The sequence below is a fragment of the Bradyrhizobium sp. STM 3566 genome, from assembly GCF_045571445.1.
GTDB classification, from domain to species: Bacteria; Pseudomonadota; Alphaproteobacteria; order Rhizobiales; family Xanthobacteraceae; genus Bradyrhizobium; species Bradyrhizobium vignae.
In genome coordinates this window covers 4813309-4831346 of the sequence record NZ_CP120692.1, presented here as the reverse complement: position 1 = coordinate 4831346, position 18038 = coordinate 4813309, and the positions used below count along the sequence as shown (strand labels likewise).

At 65.2% G+C, this 18038-nt stretch carries 13 protein-coding genes and 1 pseudogene; 1 reads left to right on the top strand and 13 read right to left on the bottom strand.

Annotated features, from left to right (window positions below; genetic code table 11):
* Nucleotides 1-3 precede the first annotated feature (3 nt).
* From fdhF to P6U27_RS23360, 3 genes are read right to left on the bottom strand one after another with little or no spacing between them, the layout of a single operon-like run.
* Nucleotides 4-2877: a formate dehydrogenase subunit alpha gene (fdhF, locus tag P6U27_RS23370; protein ID WP_122404101.1), complete on the bottom strand. Its 2874-nt coding sequence runs from the start codon at nt 2875-2877 to the stop codon at nt 4-6.
* Nucleotides 2878-2887: 10 nt separating this feature from the next.
* Nucleotides 2888-4444: an NADH-quinone oxidoreductase subunit NuoF gene (locus P6U27_RS23365; RefSeq protein ID WP_122404100.1), complete on the bottom strand. Its 1557-nt coding sequence runs from the start codon at nt 4442-4444 to the stop codon at nt 2888-2890.
* On the bottom strand, nt 4441-4917 hold the full coding sequence (locus tag P6U27_RS23360; protein WP_407192705.1) for a formate dehydrogenase subunit gamma: 477 nt from the start codon (nt 4915-4917) through the stop codon (nt 4441-4443). The genes P6U27_RS23365 and P6U27_RS23360 overlap by 4 nt, the downstream gene beginning before the upstream one ends.
* A gap of 224 nt (nt 4918-5141) precedes the next feature.
* On the opposite strand from P6U27_RS23360, the gene P6U27_RS23355 reads away from it, so the two are divergent.
* Nucleotides 5142-6035, top strand: coding sequence for a LysR family transcriptional regulator (locus P6U27_RS23355; RefSeq protein WP_122404098.1), 894 nt, complete (start codon nt 5142-5144; stop codon nt 6033-6035).
* Nucleotides 6036-6243: 208 nt separating this feature from the next.
* Here P6U27_RS23355 and P6U27_RS23350 read toward each other — a convergent pair whose 3' ends face one another.
* The 10 genes and pseudogenes from P6U27_RS23350 to oxlT all read right to left on the bottom strand — a co-directional run bounded on the left by P6U27_RS23350 (nt 6244) and on the right by oxlT (nt 17949).
* Nucleotides 6244-8574 carry a PAS domain-containing sensor histidine kinase gene (locus P6U27_RS23350; protein ID WP_122404097.1) on the bottom strand — a complete coding sequence of 777 codons (2331 nt, stop codon included), beginning with the start codon at nt 8572-8574 and terminating at the stop codon, nt 6244-6246.
* Nucleotides 8575-8799: 225 nt separating this feature from the next.
* The gene (locus tag P6U27_RS23345; protein WP_122404096.1) at nt 8800-10173 is read right to left on the bottom strand and encodes a cation-efflux pump; all 1374 of its coding nucleotides are present in this window, start codon (nt 10171-10173) and stop codon (nt 8800-8802) included.
* A 202-nt stretch (nt 10174-10375) separates the two neighbouring features.
* Nucleotides 10376-11343: pseudogene (locus tag P6U27_RS23340) on the bottom strand (zinc-binding dehydrogenase).
* A gap of 25 nt (nt 11344-11368) precedes the next feature.
* Entirely contained in the window at nt 11369-12364 is a 996-nt protein-coding gene (locus P6U27_RS23335; RefSeq protein WP_122404095.1) for a nitronate monooxygenase family protein, read from the bottom strand.
* 257 nt (nt 12365-12621) lie between these two features.
* The gene (locus P6U27_RS23330; protein ID WP_122404094.1) at nt 12622-13272 is read right to left on the bottom strand and encodes a hypothetical protein; all 651 of its coding nucleotides are present in this window, start codon (nt 13270-13272) and stop codon (nt 12622-12624) included.
* 58 nt (nt 13273-13330) lie between these two features.
* Nucleotides 13331-13534, bottom strand: a complete 204-nt coding sequence (locus P6U27_RS23325; RefSeq protein ID WP_122404093.1) for a hypothetical protein — start codon at nt 13532-13534, stop codon at nt 13331-13333.
* Between the two features lie 589 nt (nt 13535-14123).
* Nucleotides 14124-14897, bottom strand: coding sequence for a fumarylacetoacetate hydrolase family protein (locus P6U27_RS23320; RefSeq protein ID WP_174221591.1), 774 nt, complete (start codon nt 14895-14897; stop codon nt 14124-14126).
* An 11-nt stretch (nt 14898-14908) separates the two neighbouring features.
* Nucleotides 14909-15928, bottom strand: coding sequence for a 2-dehydropantoate 2-reductase (locus P6U27_RS23315; RefSeq protein WP_122404091.1), 1020 nt, complete (start codon nt 15926-15928; stop codon nt 14909-14911).
* 98 nt (nt 15929-16026) lie between these two features.
* Nucleotides 16027-16452, bottom strand: a complete 426-nt coding sequence (locus P6U27_RS23310; RefSeq protein WP_122404090.1) for a CBS domain-containing protein — start codon at nt 16450-16452, stop codon at nt 16027-16029.
* A gap of 174 nt (nt 16453-16626) precedes the next feature.
* On the bottom strand, nt 16627-17949 hold the full coding sequence (gene oxlT, locus P6U27_RS23305) for an oxalate/formate MFS antiporter (protein ID WP_122404089.1): 1323 nt from the start codon (nt 17947-17949) through the stop codon (nt 16627-16629).
* Nucleotides 17950-18038 lie beyond the last annotated feature (89 nt).

Below are 18038 nucleotides of genomic sequence, written 5' to 3'. Positions count from 1 at the left end.
CCCTTACTCCGCAGCTTCGGCCGGTACGATGCGACGGGATTGCCGCGCCTGTGCGTCATAGGCCTTCTGCCAATCGGACGGGCCGTTCGAGCGCGAGACCTGCACCGCCGTGACCTTGTATTCGGGACAGTTGGTCGCCCAGTCCGAATAGTCCGTCGTGATGACGTTGGCCTGCGTGTCCGGGTGGTGGAAGGTGGTGTAGACGACGCCGGGCGCGACGCGGTCGGTGATCTCCGCGCGCAGAGTAGTCTCGCCGGCGCGGCTCTTCAGCCGCACCCAGTCGCCGTCGCGCACGCCGCGCTGCTCGGCATCGTGCGGGTGGATCTCCAGCCGATCTTCGCTGTGCCAGATAACGTTGTCGGTGCGCCTGGTCTGCGCGCCGACATTGTATTGGCTGAGGATGCGGCCCGTGGTGAGCAGCAGCGGATAGCGCGGACCGGTGCGCTCGTCCGTCGCGACATACTCGGTCACGACGAATTTGCCCTTGCCGCGGACGAAGCCGTCGATATGCATCACCGGCGTGCCCTCGGGCGCCTTCTCGTTGCAGGGCCACTGCACTGAGCCGAGCTCGTCGAGCTTGGCGTAGGAGACGCCGGCGAAGGTCGGGGTCAGCGCCGCGATCTCGTCCATGATCTCGGAGGGATGGCTGTAGTTCATCTCGAAGCCCATGGCCCTGGCAAGGCCAATGGTGACCTCCCAGTCGGCCATGCCGTTCTTCGGCGTCATCACCTTGCGCACGCGCTGGATGCGGCGCTCGGCATTGGTGAAGGTGCCGTCCTTCTCGAGGAAGCTCGAGCCGGGCAGGAAGACGTGGGCATAGTTCGCTGTCTCGTTCAGGAAGAGGTCGTGGACGATGACGCATTCCATCGCCGACAGCGCAGCGACCACGTGCGAAGTGTTCGGGTCGGACTGGAGAATGTCCTCGCCTTGCACGTAAAGGCCCATGAACGTGCCTTCGACCGCGGCATCGAACATGTTGGGGATGCGCAGGCCAGGCTCGGGGTTGAGCTTGACGTTCCACAGCGCCTCGAACTGGTCGCGCACGGCATCGCCCGATATGTGGCGATAGCCCGGCAGCTCGTGCGGGAACGAACCCATGTCGCAGGAGCCCTGCACGTTGTTCTGGCCGCGCAGCGGGTTCACGCCGACGCCGGGGCGCCCGATATTGCCGGTCGCCATCGCAAGGTTCGCGATCGCGATCACGGTGGTCGAGCCCTGGCTGTGCTCGGTGACGCCGAGACCGTAATAGATCGCGCCGTTGCCGCCGGTCGCGTAAGTGCGCGCGGCTTCGCGCAGGACCTTGGGATCGACGCCGGTGAGGATGGCGGTCGATTCCGGGCTATTCTTCGGCTGGGAGACGAAGGCGGCCCACTCCTCGAACTCGCTCCAGTCGCAGCGCTCGCGCACGAAGGCTTCGTTGACGAGGCCCTCGGTGACGATGACATGCGCCAGCGCGGTCATGACTGCGACATTGGTGCCGGGCATCAGGGGCAGGTGCAGCGCCTTCACATGCGGCGATTCCACCATCTCGGTGCGGCGCGGGTCGATCACGATCAGCTTTGCGCCCTGGCGCAGCCGCTTCTTCAGGCGGGAGGCGAAGACGGGGTGCGCGGAGGCCGGGTTGGCGCCGATGATCAGGACGACGTCGGTGTCCTCGACCGAGTCGAAGTCCTGCGTGCCGGCGGAGGTGCCGAAGGTGGTGGCGAGGCCATAGCCGGTCGGCGAGTGGCAGACGCGGGCGCAGGTGTCGACATTGTTGTTGCCGAAGCCGGCGCGGATCAGCTTCTGCACCAGATAGGTCTCTTCATTGGTGCATCGGGACGAGGTGATGCCGCCGATGGCGTCGCGGCCGTATGTCTTCTGGATGCCGCGCATCTTGGCGGCAGCAAAGGAGAACGCCTCGTCCCAGGACACTTCGCGCCAGGGATCCTCGATTCTTTCGCGGATCATCGGCTTGAGAATGCGTTCCCCGTGGTTGGTGTAGCCCCAGGCGAAACGGCCCTTGACGCAGGAATGACCGCGGTTGGCCTTGCCGTCCTTGTAGGGCACCATGCGCACCACTTCCTCGCCGCGCATTTCGGCCTTGAAGGCGCAGCCGACGCCGCAATAGGCGCAGGTGGTGACGACCGAGTGCTCGGGCTGACCGATCTCGATCACGGATTTTTCCGTCAGCGTCGCGGTCGGGCAGGCCTGCACGCAGGCGCCGCAGGAGACGCATTCGGAGCCCAGGAAGCTCTCGTTCATGCCCGGCGAAACCCGGCTTTCGAAGCCGCGGCCGGAGATGGTCAGCGCGAAGGTGCCTTGCACCTCCTCGCAGGCGCGGACGCAGCGCGAGCAGACGATGCACTTGGATGGATCATAGATGAAGTACGGATTGGACTCGTCCTTCGGCATCCAGTGGTCGTTGTCGCAGCCGTGGGTCTTGGCGAAGACGTGGTTCTCGCCCTCATAGCCGTAGCGCACGTCGCGCAGGCCCACGGCGCCCGCCATGTCCTGCAGCTCGCAATCGCCGTTGGCGCCGCAGGTGAGGCAATCGAGCGGATGATCGGAGATGTAGAGCTCCATCACGCCCTTGCGCAGCTTCTTGAGCCGCTCGGTCTGGGTGTGCACGACGAGGCCGGGCATGACGGGCGTGGTGCAGGAGGCCGGCGTGCCGGCGCGGCCTTCGATCTCGACCAGGCAGAGGCGGCAGGAGCCGAATGCATCGACCATGTCGGTGGCGCAGAGCTTTGGAATCTGGTGGCCGGCTTCCATCGCCGCGCGCATAATCGAGGTGCCCTCGGGCACCGAGATCTCCTTGCCATCGATGGTCAGCGTCACCATCGCTTCCGATTTGGAAGCCGGCGTGCCGAAGTCGATTTCCTCGATCAGAGACATCGTCGTTCTCCTATTCCGCGGCCTGAAGCGTCGTCGGCGCCGGGACAAAATCCTCCCGGAAATGCTTCAGCGCACTGAGCACGGGGTAAGGCGTGAAGCCGCCGAGTGCGCAGAGCGAGCCGAATTTCATGGTGTTGCAGAGGTCCTCGACCAGCGCGAGGTTTTCATGGACGCGCTCGCCCCGGATGATCTTCTCGATGGTCTCGACCCCACGGGTGGAGCCGATCCGGCACGGTGTGCACTTGCCGCAGGATTCGATGGCGCAGAATTCCATGGCGAAGCGCGCTTGCCTCCGCATGTCGACGCTGTCGTCGAACACGACGATGCCGCCATGGCCGATCAGGCCGTCGCGCGCGGCAAAAGCCTCATAGTCGAATGGAGTGTCGAACAGCGCGCGCGGGAAATAGGCGCCGAGCGGCCCGCCGACCTGCACGGCGCGCACGGGGCGGCCCGTGAACGTGCCGCCGCCGATGTCGTCGACGAGCTCGCCGAGCGTCACCCCGAAGGCGGTCTCGAACAGGCCACCGTAGCGGATGTTGCCGGCGAGCTGGATCGGCATCGTCCCGCGCGAGCGGCCCATGCCGAAATCCGCATAGGCCTTGGCGCCCTCGGCGAGGATGAAGGGGACGGCCGCGAACGACAGCACGTTGTTGATCACGGTCGGCTTGCCGAACAGGCCGTGATGCGCCGGCAGCGGCGGCTTGGCGCGCACGATGCCGCGGCGGCCTTCCAGGCTCTCCAGCAGCGAGGTCTCCTCGCCGCAGACATAGGCGCCGGCGCCGACGCGCACCTCGAGATCGAAGGCTTGCTTCGAGCCGCCGATGTCGGTGCCGAGATAGCCGCCGCGCCTGGCCGCCGCGATTGCGGCGTTCATCGCCTCGACCGCGTGCGGATATTCGCTGCGGATGTAGATGTAGCCCTTGGTCGCGCCGACGGTGAGGCCGGCGATGGTCATGCCCTCGATCACCAGGAAGGGATCGCCTTCCATGATCATGCGGTCGGCAAAGGTGCCGCTGTCGCCTTCGTCGGCGTTGCAGACGATGAACTTGCGGTCGGCCTTGGCTTGCGCGACCGTCTTCCACTTGATCCCGGTCGGAAAGCCCGCGCCGCCGCGGCCGCGCAAGCCCGATGCGGTGACTTCGTTCAGGATCGCATCAGGTCCGAGCGAGAGTGCGCGCTCAAAACCCTTGTAGCCGCCATGGGCGCGGTAGTCGTCGAGCGAGCGCGGGTCGATGACGCCGCAGCGGGCGAAGGTGAGGCGGGTCTGGCGCTTCAGCCAGGGAATCTCCTCGGTCGCGCCCAGCCGCAAGAGATGCGGTGCGTTGCTGGCGAGCGCATCGAGCAGCGAGGGCACATCGGTCTCGGTGACAGGACCGAAGGCGATGCGGCCCTGGGGCGTCGCGACCTCGACCAGCGGCTCCAGCCAGTACATCCCGCGCGAGCCGGTTCTGATGATCTCGATCGCCACGCCACGCTTGGCGGCGGCCTGCTCCAGCGCCAGGGCGACCTCGTCGGCGCCGACGGCGACCGCGCCGGCGTCGCGTGAGACGTAGAGGCGCATGCTCATCGCTGCGCCTCCGCAACCAGCGCATCGAGGCGCTTCTGGTCGAGCCGGCCGATGAGGCGGCCATCGAGCATCGCGGATGGCGCAGTCGCGCACAGGCCGAGGCAGTAGATCGGCTCCAGCGTGACGCGATCGTCAGCCGTCGTGTTGCCGAGCGAGACGCCAAGCTTCGCCTCGGCCCGCGCAGCGAGCGCATCGCCGCCCGCGGCCTGACAGGCTTCGGCGCGGCACAGCTTCAGCACATGGCGGCCGGCCGGCTTCTGGCGGAAATCATGATAGAACGTGAAGACGCCATGGACTTCGGCGCGCGACAGATTGAGCGCCTGCGCAACCATGGGGATGGCGGCCTCCGGCACATAGCCGAATGCCTCCTGTAGCGCATGCAGGATGACCAGCGTCGCACCCTCTTGATCGGCATGTTCGGCGATGATTTCGGCGCCGCGCGTCTCGTTCCAAGGCTCAAAAATCGCTGTCATTCTTCGTTCTCAACCTGAGCGTTCCATCGGCGCAAACTAGTTGGAATCGTTCGAAGATCAATAAAGCTGTCCCGTGCTGCGATTGCGAATTCGGATCGATTTGCAACGACAATCAGTCGATACGAAACGGTAATGAAAGTCGTATCGGCTGCCGGTTTTTGCGTGTTGGTGCAGGCCCGGCATGCTAGCTTGCATGCCACGATGGAATTCGAGGGGACGACCGGTTGATCGACAAGCTTGAACTATTGCTGGCGCTGGCGAAGGAGCGGCATTTCGGACGTGCTGCCGAGGCCTGCGGCGTGACGCAACCGACAATGTCGACCGGGCTCAAGCAGCTCGAAGAGATTCTCGGCGTGATGCTGGTCCAGCGCGGCTCGCGCTTTCAGGGATTCACCCCTGAAGGCGAGCGGGCGCTCGACTGGGCGCGGCGGATCGTGGGCGATGCCCGCGCAATGCGCGACGAGATCAACGGGCTGAAGCATCAGCTCTCCGGCGAGATCCGCATCGCCGCGATCCCAACCGTGCTCGGCATGGTCGCCTCGCTGACGACGCCGTTTCGCGCGAAGCATCCCGAGGTGCGTTTCAGCATCCGCTCGACGACCTCGTCGGAGGTGCTGGGATTGCTCGAGAATCTCGAGGTCGATGCGGGGCTGACCTATATCGAGAACGAGCCGATCGGCAAGGTGCGCACCATTCCGCTCTACAACGAGAGCTACCGCCTGCTCACTGCACCGGATGCGATGTTCGGCGACCGCGAGACGGTGACCTGGAAGGAGGTCGGGCAGGTGCCGCTCTGCCTGCTGACGCCCGACATGCAGAACCGCCGCATCATCGACCGCGCGCTGCGCTCGGTCGGCGCGGAGGCGACGCCGACCCTGACCTCGAACTCGCTGCTGGTGCTGTTCACGCATGTGAAGACGGGGCGCTGGGCCAGCGTGATGCCGGCCAAGCTCGCCGAGACGCTCGGCCTGTCCGATACCGTCCGCTCGATTCCGATCGTCGAGCCCGAGGTCAATTACAGCATCGGCATGGTGATCCCGCAGCGCGATCCGATGACGCCGCTGATCGCGGCGCTGGTCAACGTCGCGCGCGAGGTCGCGCCGACGCTGCAATTGTAGAGCATGACGAGACAGAGTGCGTCCGCGATGTGGGTGCCACCTCTCCCCAACGGGGAGAGGTCGGATTGCGCCTGGCGATGCGCAGCATCGTCCAGCGCAATCCGGGTCAGGGACCGCAGTAGACGGTCAGACCGTAATCCCCTTCGGGAGAGGTGATCTGAGCTCTGGGCTGACATCGATTCACCCAATTCAAAGCTCGTTCCGCCGGTCACGCCGCGGCCGATATCCCCGACGCCGCCTTGACCGCGTCGCGCGGCAGCGCCACGCGGACGACGGTGCCGACTTCGAGCTTGGAGCGCAGCCGCATCGAGCCGCCGTGGAGCTGCGCCAGCGAGCGGGCGATGGCAAGGCCAAGGCCCGAGCCGTGATAGGTTTTGGTGAGCTGGCTCTCGACCTGCTCGAACGGGCGGCCGAGCCGGGCCAGCGAATGCGGCGCGATGCCGATGCCGGTGTCGGCGATCATCAGCACGATCCTGTCCTCGAGCTGCCGGCTGCGCACCACGACGCGCCCGCCGTCGGGGGTGAACTTCACGGCATTGGAGAGCAGGTTGACGATGATCTGCTTGGTGGCGCGGCGGTCGGCGACCACCGAGATGGATTTTGCGATGTCGGCGTCGAGCGTCAGGTGCTTGTCCTGGGCCCGGCCAGAGACGACCCGTAAGGATTCCGCGAGCGTCTTCGAAAGGTCGAGCTCTTCCATGTCGAGCTTCATGCGGCCGGCTTCGATCTTGGACATGTCGAGGATGTCGTTGATGACTTCGAGCAGATAGTGGCCGCTGGTCAGGATGTCCTGGCAGTATTCCTGATACTTCTCGCTTCCGAGCTCGCCGAACATGCCCGAGCCCATGATCTCGGAGAAGCCGATGATGGCATTGAGCGGCGTGCGCAGCTCGTGGCTCATGTTGGCGAGGAATTTCGACTTGGTCTGGTTGGCTTCCTCGGCGCGGGTTTTCTCGCGCTGGTACTTCTCGGCGAGGTCGGCGAGCTCGACCGCCTGGCGCTCCAGTGCGGCCTGCGAGCGCTTGAGGTCGATGACGGTGGCACGCAGACGCAGATCGTTGTCGACCAGCTTCTGCTCGTGCTCCTTGATGCGGGTGATGTCGGTGCCGACCGAGACGTAGCCGCCGTCCTTGGTGCGGCGCTCGCTGATGTGCAGCCAGCTGCCGTCGTCGAGTTGGGCCTCGAAGGTGCGCGCGCCCGGACCTTGGGCAACCGTCTCGTTGTGGCGGGTGCGCACCTCCGGCATGCGGCCGACCTCGAGCACGGTCTCGTAGGAGGTGCCGGGGATGACCGCGCTGTCGGGCAGCTTGTGCAGGCGCTGGAAGTGCGAATTGCAGAGCACCAGGCGGTCGCTCGCGTCCCACAGCACGAAGGCTTCCGGAATGGTCTCGATCGCATCGCGCAGGCGGAGGTCGGCTTCCACCGTCTTCTCCGCGAGGCTCTTCTGCTCGGTGATGTCGACGGCGATCCCGATGAGGTGCACGCTGGAATCGGTCGCCCCGCGCGTCTTCTCGCAGCGGACGCGGAGCCAGATCCAGTGACCGTCGACATGCTGCATGCGGAAGGTCTGGTCGATGTGGTCGATCTTCTCGGAAATCAGCTGATCGGCGATCTCGAACAGGTCGATGTCGTCGGACTTCACCAGTGCGTTGACCTCGCCGAAGGTGAGGAGCTCGTTGCGGCCGTCGAGGCCGAGCATCGAGAACATCGACTGCGACCAGAAAATCCTGCCGCGCGACAGATCCCAGTCCCACAGCCCGCAGCGGCCGCGATTGAGCGCGGTGTCGATGCGGCCGCGCACGGCGTCGTTGATGAGGTCGCCCTCGCGGGCGCGGGTCGACTGCCAGTGGAAGGCGAAGCCGAGGATCAGGACGACGAAGCCCGTGGTCGCCGACAGCGTCACCGAGAGCGCGGCGTCCGAACCCCAGATCGGCTCGTTGCGCTCCTGGATCACGGTGACGAAGCCAGGGAGCGACTTGATCTGCCGGGAGGTCGCCATCGCCGCGTTGCCGCTCGGCAGCGTCATGTCGGTGATGGTGCCGTCGCGTGGCGGCGCCGCGATCAGTTGCGCGGTCGTGATCGCATCGAGCAGGCGGTCGTTGCCGACCGGGTCGCTGTCGACCGGGATGCGGGCGAGGATACGACGATCGATTCCGGCCGAGGTGACGATGACGTGGCGGCCCGAGGCGGTGCCCCAGGAGGGAATGAGATCGGGCAGCAGCGTCGGCAGGTTCTCGATGGTCTTGATCCGCTCCTGCCGCACCGAGGTGAGGCGATCGATGCGCTCGGCGAGCAGGTCCGCGAGTGCCGAAATGTCGTGGCGGATCACCAGCCGCTTCTGGCGCGTCTGATCGACCACCTGCACGAACGCGCCGAGGCAGATCGTGATCAGGAAGGCGATGATGAGCGTCGGCACCGCGCGGCGCAGTGCCGGCTCCGCGATCAGGAGCCGGTGATAGGCAGGTTTCGCGATCGATTGCGCCAATCCCTTGATCGAATCGGATTGGACGCACGCGTTCGCGGCGTCTGCGCTCGCCATGCCTTCGGCCCCCTGAAAACCTGCTTGCAACTGAAGTCCGGAAGCAGCCCCACGTTGCTTCCGAATCACACTGATTTGAATCCAGTTTTCGCAGGCTGTCGAGAGTCAACGAATCGTTAACGCGAAATTATTCTTATCCAACGCGCAGTTTGTGCATCGAATGCCCGCAAACTCCAGGGCGCAACGAGTCCGAAACGAGAACGTGTGACTCGTCACACATTCTCATCACGCCCGCGGCGGTTCGGCGTGACTGATGACGCGCTTCACGCTCGGAAACGCGCGCCGCAACGCGCGCTCGATCGAGTCCACACGCTCGTGCACCTTGATCACGCTCATCGATGGCGCCGCGCGGCAGTGGAAATTGACGATCTCGCCGGCGTCGGTGTTGCGGACGCGCACATTGTGGATGTCGTGGATTTCGCCTTCGCCGGCGAATTCGGTCAGCGCGGCGGCGATGGTCTGCACCCTCTCAGGCGCGGCATCGACGCCGAACGGCAGTTCCGGTTCCAACGGCTCGATGTGAACGTCGACCTCGACGTCCTCGCCGAATTCCTCCTGGATATTGCGCTCCAGCGTGTTGGCGACGTCGTGGGCGGCCTCGAGCTGCATGTCGGCGTCGACTTCGAGGTCGATGCTGACGATCAGCTTGGCGCCGAGGTCGTGCACCGTGACGTGATGGATGGCGAGCCCGGAATTGCGCGCGATCACCATGATGCGGTCGCGCACCGTCTCGTTGTCGCGCGCGACAGGCACCGCGGCGAAAGTGAGGTCGGCATCGCCGAAGGCCTTGGTGACCGCGGCTTGCGCGTTGCGCTTGATGTCCTCGACGCGGTCGATCGGATAGGTCCGCGGCACCTTCGCGATGGTGTCGATGAACGTGGTCGCTCCGACCATGCGCACGCGCAACCGGTCGACGTCGATCACGCCCGGTACCCCGCGGATCGCGGCGGTGGCCTTCTCCTGGGCGCCCTCCGGAGCGCGATCGACCAGCGTCTGCACGGTCGAGCCGGCCATGCGCAGGCCGAGAGCCGCGATCATCACGGCGACGGCGGCAGCCGCGGCTGCGTCGCCCCACCAGTAGCCGAGCCAGGCGAGCACCAGGCCAACGATCACGGCGAACGAGCCCATGACGTCGGAGGCGAAATGGAGCGCGTCCGCCGCCAGCGCCTGGCTCCTGGTCTCCCGCGCGGCGCGGTGCAGCGCGCGGGCGCGCCAGAGATTGACGGCGATGTCGGTCACCAGCACCACGAACGGTACGGCCGAGATGGTCGGCGGCGGGGTTCCCTCGCGCAGCCGGCTATAGGCCTCGACCAGGATGCCGCCGGCGAGCACGTAGAGCAGGGCAGTGACGCCCAGCGCGGAGATGCTTTCCAGCTTGCCGTGGCCGTAATGATGCTCCTCGTCCGCGGGCTTGTCGGACACCCGCACCACCGCCCAGGTGATGATGGTTGCCACCAGGTCGATCGAGGAATGCAGGGCCTCGGAGATCAGCGCCAGCGAGCCGATCGCGATCCCGACCACGAACTTGGCCGCCGCCATGCCGCCGCTGGCGAAGATCGAGAGCGCGGCGACCGAGGTCTTGTCGTGCTGGGAGGTCATGCCGGGGATTTAGCAGGCCAGCGTCGGACATCAAGTGATGATCCACAGGAGCAGTCGCTAGTGAGTTGCAGAAGCGGGACTGGCGCTCTCACCGTCATGCCCGGGCTTGTCCCGGGCATCCACGTTCTTCGTACCATGCCGCAGAGACGTGGATGGCCGGGTCAAGCCCGGCCATGACGACAAGGAGAGAGCTTCGCACTCGTTACACTGTCACCACGATCTTCCCCAGGTGCTTGTTTGCATCCATATGCTCGAACGCCTTATCGATCTGGTCGAACGAAAACACCTTGTCGATCGGCAGTTGCAGCTTGCGCGATTCCACTGCGCTCCAGATGTCCTTGCGGACCTGCGCAAAGATCTCGCGGACCTCCTCGATGGTGCGGGTGCGGAAGGTGACGCCGACATAATCGATGCGGCGCGCCGCATGCAGGTCGAAATTGAAGTCGGCGTGGGTGCCGCCGAGCCGGCCGACATTGACGATGCGGCCCTTGATCTTCGTCGCGGCGAGATTCTGGTTCGCGACCTTGCCGGAGACTTGGTCGACGATGAGGTCGACGCCTTCGCCGTTCGTTGCCTTCAGGACCTCGTCGACCCATTTCGGATCGGAGCTGTCGATGGCGAGATCGGCGCCGTACTCCTTCAGCCGGCCGCGGCGGGTGGCGTCGGTCGACGAGCCGATCACGAGCCTTGCGCCTTTGAGCCTTGCGATCTGCATTGCCATCAGGCCTACGCCGGAGCTGGCGCCCTGGATCAGTACGGCTTGCCCGGGTTGCACGCCGCCGACGGTGACGACGGCGTTTGCATGGTCGCGAGCGCGACGGGTAGGGTGGCGGCCTCCTCGAAATTCATGTTCGAGGGTGCGTGGAACAGCCGGCCGTGATCGGCCAGCGTGTATTCGGCAAATGCCGCGCTGCCCGAGCCCATGATGCGGTCGCCGACCTTGACGCCTTCGGCATCCGGCCCGAGCTCGGCGACCTCGCCGGCCCATTCCATGCCGAGCACGGTGCCGACGCCGCCGGCCGCGCCGTGGGCGTGGCCTTTGCGCATGCCGGTGTCGGCGCGGTTCAGCCCGCAGGCGCGGACGCGGACGAGGACCTGTGTGCCCTTCGGTTTTGGTTGAGCGACCTCGGAAATCGTAGCGCCATCAGGGCCGTAGACGTAAGCTTTCATGAATTGCTCTCGCTTCTTGCCGTGGCTATTCAGCAGCTTGCGCTGCCGGATGAACAATCATTCCATCCAGCCTTGCGCGGATGATCGCCTCCGCCTCGCGCACGATGCGAGAGACGAGCTCGGCGCAGCTCGGGATGTCCTGGATCAGGCCCTGGACTTGGCCGGCCGACCAGATGCCTTCGTCGGAATTGCCCGTCGCATAGACCATCTTGCCGCGGGCACCCGCAACGAGTTCGCGGATGTCCTCGAACTTGGCGCCTTCCTTCTCCATTGCGACGACCTTGGTCGAGACCGCGTTCTTGGCGACGCGCGAGGTGTTGCGCATGGTGCGGAAGATCAGCTCGGTCTCGCGCTCGTCATTGGCCACGATTTTCTCCTTGATGAGCTGGTGGATCGGGCTTTCCTTGGTGGCCATGAAGCGGGTGCCCATGTTGATGCCATCGGCACCCAGCGCCAGCGCCGCGACGAGGCCGCGAGCATCGGCAAAGCCGCCCGAGGCGATCATCGGGATCTTGATCTTGTTGGCGGCAGCCGGGATCAGGATCAGGCCCGGCGTGTCGTCCTCGCCGGGATGGCCGGCGCATTCGAAGCCGTCGATCGAGATGGCGTCGACCCCCATGCGTTCGGCGGAGAGCGCGTGGCGGACGCTGGTGCATTTGTGCACGACCTTGACGCCGTGCTTCCTAAATTCGTCGACATGCTCCTGCGGCTTGTTGCCGGCGGTCTCGACCACCTTGATGCCGCTCTCGATGATGGCGGCGCGGTACTCGGCATAAGGCGGCGGCTTGATCGCGGGCAGGATGGTGAGGTTGACGCCGAACGGCTTGTCGGTGAGGTCGCGGCAGCGCGCGATCTCCCTGGTGAGGTCCTCCGGCGTCGGCTGGGTCAAGGCGGTGATGAAGCCGAGCGCGCCGGCATTCGCGACCGCGGCGACCAGCTCGGCCCGTCCGACCCATTGCATGCCGCCCTGGACGATCGGGTGCTGGACGCCGACGAGCTTGGTGAACCGTGTCTGCAACATGATCTGTTTCCCCCGGCCGGTGTGGCGATCTGCTATCGGTTGATGGCGGGGAGGATGCCGCCGGGGGCGGGAAATGTCTATTGCGCCGGCGTGGGGCGATCATGCGGAGATGTGGGTGATTCCGCGGGGCGGATAATTGGGTGGGCCCGCATGTGACGGCGCGACCAGGTCTCGTGTCCCGGACGCGCTGCAACGTTCTTCACGTTGCGGCGCTGAGCCGGGACCCATGGGATCACGGCGGCGCTGCCGGGCTTCGGCTACTCCGCCGACAGCCGCACCATCTGGCGGCCGCCATTCATTTCCTTGAGGCGGTTGACGAAGTTCTCCGGACGCTGCCAACGATGGGGGACCTTCAATCCCATGAACTCCGCGATTTCGCCGATGAAGCCGGTGCAGTTCATTGTCTCGGCATTCCAGACCGGAGTGTTGGCCTGCAACTCCCTGATATGGGCGAACACGCGCTTGGCGTCGGCCTCGTTCAGGTAGACCCGATAGCTCGCGGTCAGATATTCCGGATCGAGATCACCGTAGCTCGCGCCGGTCTCGGACGGCACAAAGGTGATGTGACCGAGCACGTAAGCGAGCGTGTCGCCGGCCGGCGTGAGCCCCGCGACCTCGACCGCCTTCTCGCTGGTCTTGCCGTACCAGACGAAGGCATGGCCCCAGCTCGCGGCGGTACGCGCGCGGAAGTCGACGTAGTAGGGGCCTTTCTCCGCGCGCGCGACGGAGCGCCGCGTCGATTGCGGCGCCGGTCGCGAGGCGGTGTCGGTCGTAGCAAGCGCGCTCGCATCGGCAACGCGCTTGTTTGCCTCGTGGGCCGAGGCCGAGGGCGTCATGCACGAGAGCATAGCCGCAAGAGCGAACCCCGCAAGGATGCAGGATCCCGATCGATTAGCTTTGTTCGTCACGCAATTCCCCCTCGACTATCGGCCGCTACGCGGATTCTGCGCGTGTTACGCTCGCGCGTCAGTAGCGCGCTGCGACCGGGCCGGGCGCCTTGCCGATCGGGGCCTTTCCAACCGGGCTCTTGCCGATCGGCATCTTGCCGATCGGAGCCTGCTCAGCCGGATAGGCCGGCACGGGCTGGCGGCGCGGCAGATCCGCAGCGTTCGCGGCCGTCACCAGAGCAAGCGTGGCACCCAGAGCAATTGCAATCTTCTTCACAGTCATACCCCTAGAAGGTTTGGTCCAAACACGGCTGTGCCGTGCCCCCAGACACGCTCCACAGATGGGCGACCGAATGCGTCCAAGTTGCGGCACGCGCGGGAAATGTTGGCGGCATATGTCGGGCGCGCGGAGATGTGATGTGTCGGGATGTTTCGGAGGGCGTGATGGCCGTGTCGCTGCGCTCAACCCCTGCGCAGCCGCGCTTCACCCGATCCGGTTCAAACTGGTCCTGATCGTCGTGAAGATGCCGCCGATGTCCTTGCGCAAGGCGTCGAGCACGTTGAAATCCTAAAATGCGGGCGATGCGGTCTTCGACCTCGCGCTTGCTTTTTCGTCAGCGGTCGCCGCCGACGAGAACCGGCGCGCCTCCGGCTATTGTCTCCCGAGGAAGTTCGAGCGCATCTTGTCGGCGAACCACACGACGAAAATCGCCGCGAACGAGAGAGCGAAGTACAGGGCCGTCCACAAAAGTGCGTTGCCGGCATTCGTCATGGCGTCCTCCCTTTGCGTCAGAGACCGATGTCTTGCAAGGAAGGATACCAGTGGCCGCGAAGCCCGATTTGCGCGGGATCAATTTTGCTGCGCTGCGGGGCTACAGCCGAAACTCGTTGGTGAGCTCGCCGATGCCGTCGATCGCAACCGTTACGGTGTTGACCGGCTCTTTCATCACGCCGACGCCGACGGAAGTGCCGACCGCGATGAGGTCGCCGGGCAGCAGGGTCATGTCGTGGGAGATCCTGCTGACCAAGTCCTGCGCAGTGAAGATCATGTCGGAGATCGGATAGTTCTGCCGCTCCGCGCCGTTGAGGATGGTGCGGACCGTGAGTTTCGCGGGATCGAGGCCGGTCGCGATGACCGGGCCGAACGGGCCGTAATCGTCGATGCCTTTGGCGCGGGCCCATTGTGGGAAGGTGGGGTCGCGGGTCAGGATATCGTTGGCGGTGATGTCGTTGACGCAAGTGTAGCCGAAGATGAAGCTGTCGGCTTCGCCAGGTGAGACACGCGCGCACGTCTTGCCGATCACGATGCCGAGCTCGCCCTCATAGGTCGTCTTGCCGTCGTAATAAGAGGGCCGGCGAATCACGGCACCGGGAGCGGTGATGCTGGTGGTGGCCTTGAGCAGATAGAGCGGCTCCGGCGGCTCGGGCTGGTTCAGCTTGGTCGCGAGCGCGTGGAAATTATTCCAGAGCGCGACGATCTTGCTGGGCACGCAAGGCGCGAGCAGCTCGACCTCCGAGAGCGCCAGCATCTTGCCGGTGGCGGCGTGGCGGCCGAACATCTCGCCCTCATGCACGCTGATGCCTGATGCCGTCAGCGTGCCGAAGCCGGTCGCGCCGGCATGGCGGAAGCGCAGCCACTTCTTCATTTCGCCCGCCATCACGCCACCGCCAGTGCGCGGGGATCCGATGATGTCGAGATGCCGTCATAGAGGCCGGCGATGCGGGCGCGCTGGGTCACCATCGCCAGCACCGAGTCGAGCGCGGGCGTGGGGATGCCGGTGAGGCGGCCCATCTCCTGCACGACGGTGACGAGCGGGTCGATCTCCATCGGGCGGCCGCGCTCGAGATCCTGCAGCATCGAGGTCTTGTGGGCGCCGACCTTGCGCGCGCCCTCGATGCGGCGCTCCACGTCGACGCGGAACTTGACGCCGAAGGTCTCGGCGATCGCTTGCGTCTCCACCATGATCGCACGCGACAGCGCGCGCGTGGCCGGATCGGTGCAGATCACGTCGAGCGTGGCGTGGGTCAGCGCGCTGATCGGGTTGAAGCAGACATTGCCCCAGAGTTTCAGCCAGATCTCGTCGCGGATGCGATCGAGCACGGGAGCCTTCAGGCCGGCGGCGACGAAGAGGTCCGCGAGGCGCTGCACGTCGGACGTGATCTCACCGGAGGGCTCGCCGAGCGGGAAATTGTTGCCGTAGACGTGACGGATCACGCCGGGCGCTTCGATCTCGGTGGCGGGATAGACGATGCAGCCGATGGCGCGCTCGGCCCCTAACTCGCGCCACTGCCGTCCGCCGGGGTCGATGCTCTCCAGCGTCGAATTCTCGTATTGGCCGCCGTGCTTGTAGAAGTACCAATAGGGAATGCCGTTGACGGCGGTGACGATGCGGGTGTGGGGCCCGAGCAGCGGCTGCATCTTCTCGATCACGCCGGTGATCGAATGCGCCTTCAGCGTGACGATGATGGTGTCCTGCACACCGAGCGCGGTGGGATCATCGGTGCAGCGCGGATGGACGGTGTGCGTCTCCTCGCCGGCGAGCAGCGTGAGGCCGCGCTCGCGCATGGCGGCGAGATGTGCGCCGCGTGCGACCAGGCTGACATCGGCGCCCGCGCGGGCGAGCTGAACCCCGAGATATCCGCCGATCGCGCCGGCGCCGTAGATGCAGATCTTCATGAAATCCTCGCGGGTAAGGCGGAATTTTGGGACGAATGATCCGGTCCGGCTCGGATGGATCCGAGCCGGGGCCGGCAGTCGCAGGGAAGTGAGACGCTTTAAGCTGCTTGCGGCGTCGAGTTGGCGGCCTCGTCGACCGCGGCGGCGATGTCGCGCATGCTGATGACCGAGACGAGGCTGTAATCGTCGATCACGGGCAGGTGGCGAATGTGATGACGGTTCATCAGGTGGCGGACGTGCTCGATCGTGTCCGAGGAAGTGCAGGAGACGAGCTGCTGCACCGAGACCAGCTGGGAGACCTTGACGTTGATGGCGCCGGCGCCGTGCTCGGCGACGGCGCGCACCACGTCGCGCTCGGTGAACATGCCGACCGCGGTGTTTCCTTCCGAGCGGACCACGTCCTTGACCACCAGCGCGCTGATATTGTTGGCGCGCATCAGCTTGGCCGCGATCCCCACCGTTTCGTTCATACGAACCGTGACAACGCGCGGCGTCTTCTTGCGCAGAATGTCTCCGACCAGCATTGCAACCTCCCTGGGTGAATGTTGGGAGAAGTGTGGTATACGTAATGCCAATCGTCAAGCGCTGGATTTGGCTGATCCGAAAAATCTTGCGACAGGAATGCTGACGTTTGTCGCGGCCAAAAAGAAAGGGGCGCATCGCTGCGCCCCTTTCTTTCGTGCGAAGGCTTGTGGTGGCTACGCCGTTTCGGTCTTGGCTGTGCCGGTCGCGGTGTCCGTGCTCTCGGCTTCCTTGCCGAGAATGAAGGAGCGGCGCAGCGGCTTGATCACGAACAATGCCATCAGCGCCGCCGTCGCATTCAGCGCCACTGCCACCACGAACACGGCCTTCCAGCCATAAGCGGTCGAGATCACGCTCGCGAGCGGGACGAGCAGGGAGGCCGTGCCTTTCGCGGTGTAGAGCATGCCGTTGTTGGTGGTTGCGAACTTCGCACCGAAGGTGTCGCCGCAGGTTGCGGGGAACAGCGAGTAGATCTCGCCGAACACGCCGAAGTAAATTGCGGTCGCCAGCACGAAGACGACGGGGATGTGACCGTAGGCCGATAGCGTCAAGAGCATCAGCGCGGCGGTGCCGAAAGCGATGAACATGGTGTGCTCGCGGCCGATCGTGTCGGAGACGAAACCGAAGAACGGGCGGCCGAAACCGTCGAAGATCCGGTCGAGCGAGATCGCGAAGGTCAATGCCGCCATCTGGAAGCCGGCGAGTGTGACGGGCGTGTTCGCGATCTTGAAGTCGTGCGCGATCGGGGCGATCTGCGCCGCGGTCATCAGGCCGCCCGAGGCGACCATGACGAAGACGAGGTACATGACCCAGAAAATAGGGGTGCGCAGCACCTGCGGCGGGGTGAAGTCGATCTTGGTCTGCGGCAGATTGAGCTGCTTCTTCTTCGGCGGGATCGAGATCCGCGGGGGCTGGATGAAGAAGGCGAGCACGAACACGACGAGGCCCTGGCCGATGCCGAAGGTGAGGAACGCGTGCTGGTAGCCGCTCGAGACGATCATGCTCGCGATCGGCACGATCGTGAGTGCGGCACCCGCGCCGAAGCCGGCGGCGGTCGCGCCGGCCGCCAGGCCGCGGCGATCAGGAAACCATTTCAGCGCGTTGCCGACGCAGGTGCCGTACACCGCGCCCGCGCCCATGCCACCGATGACCGCGGCAGTGTAGAGCAGGGTGAGGCTGTCGGCGTAGGAGTTGAGCACCCAGGACAGCGCGATCATCACGCCGCCGAACATGATCACGATGCGCGGGCCGTATTTGTCGACGAACCAGGCCTCGACTGGCACCAGCCAGGTCTCGGTGACGACGAAGATGGTGAAAGCGAGCTGGATGGCGGCGCGCCCCCAATGATGGGTCGCATCGATCGGATCGACGAACAGCGTCCAGCCGTATTGCAGGTTGGCGATCATCGCCATGCAGACGATGCCCATCGCGAGTTGGAGCCAACGGAAACCGGTGCGAAGAGGCGCGGCTGTGACGGCGCCATCCGTGCTGGAAATCATCAAGAACCTCCCAACGCGCCTGATTGATTGCGACGCAGGAGTGCAAGATGACCCAGGGTCGCAAATGTTGTGGCTTATCGTCGCAAGCG

Bases quoted from the DNA above. Each gene is read 5' to 3' on its own strand.
- P6U27_RS23325 (WP_122404093.1), bottom strand. From the start codon at position 13,534: ATGACTGTGAAGAAGATTGCAATTGCTCTGGGTGCCACGCTTGCTCTG.
- P6U27_RS23335 (WP_122404095.1), bottom strand. From the start codon at position 12,364: ATGTTGCAGACACGGTTCACCAAGCTCGTCGGCGTCCAGCACCCGATC.
- P6U27_RS23315 (WP_122404091.1), bottom strand. From the start codon at position 15,928: ATGAAGATCTGCATCTACGGCGCCGGCGCGATCGGCGGATATCTCGGG.
- P6U27_RS23365 (WP_122404100.1), bottom strand. From the start codon at position 4,444: ATGAGCATGCGCCTCTACGTCTCACGCGACGCCGGCGCGGTCGCCGTC.
- oxlT (WP_122404089.1), bottom strand. From the start codon at position 17,949: ATGATTTCCAGCACGGATGGCGCCGTCACAGCCGCGCCTCTTCGCACC.
- P6U27_RS23360 (WP_407192705.1), bottom strand. From the start codon at position 4,917: ATGACAGCGATTTTTGAGCCTTGGAACGAGACGCGCGGCGCCGAAATC.
- P6U27_RS23310 (WP_122404090.1), bottom strand. From the start codon at position 16,452: ATGCTGGTCGGAGACATTCTGCGCAAGAAGACGCCGCGCGTTGTCACG.
- fdhF (WP_122404101.1), bottom strand. From the start codon at position 2,877: ATGTCTCTGATCGAGGAAATCGACTTCGGCACGCCGGCTTCCAAATCG.
- P6U27_RS23320 (WP_174221591.1), bottom strand. From the start codon at position 14,897: ATGAAGAAGTGGCTGCGCTTCCGCCATGCCGGCGCGACCGGCTTCGGC.
- P6U27_RS23350 (WP_122404097.1), bottom strand. From the start codon at position 8,574: ATGGCGAGCGCAGACGCCGCGAACGCGTGCGTCCAATCCGATTCGATC.
- P6U27_RS23345 (WP_122404096.1), bottom strand. From the start codon at position 10,173: ATGACCTCCCAGCACGACAAGACCTCGGTCGCCGCGCTCTCGATCTTC.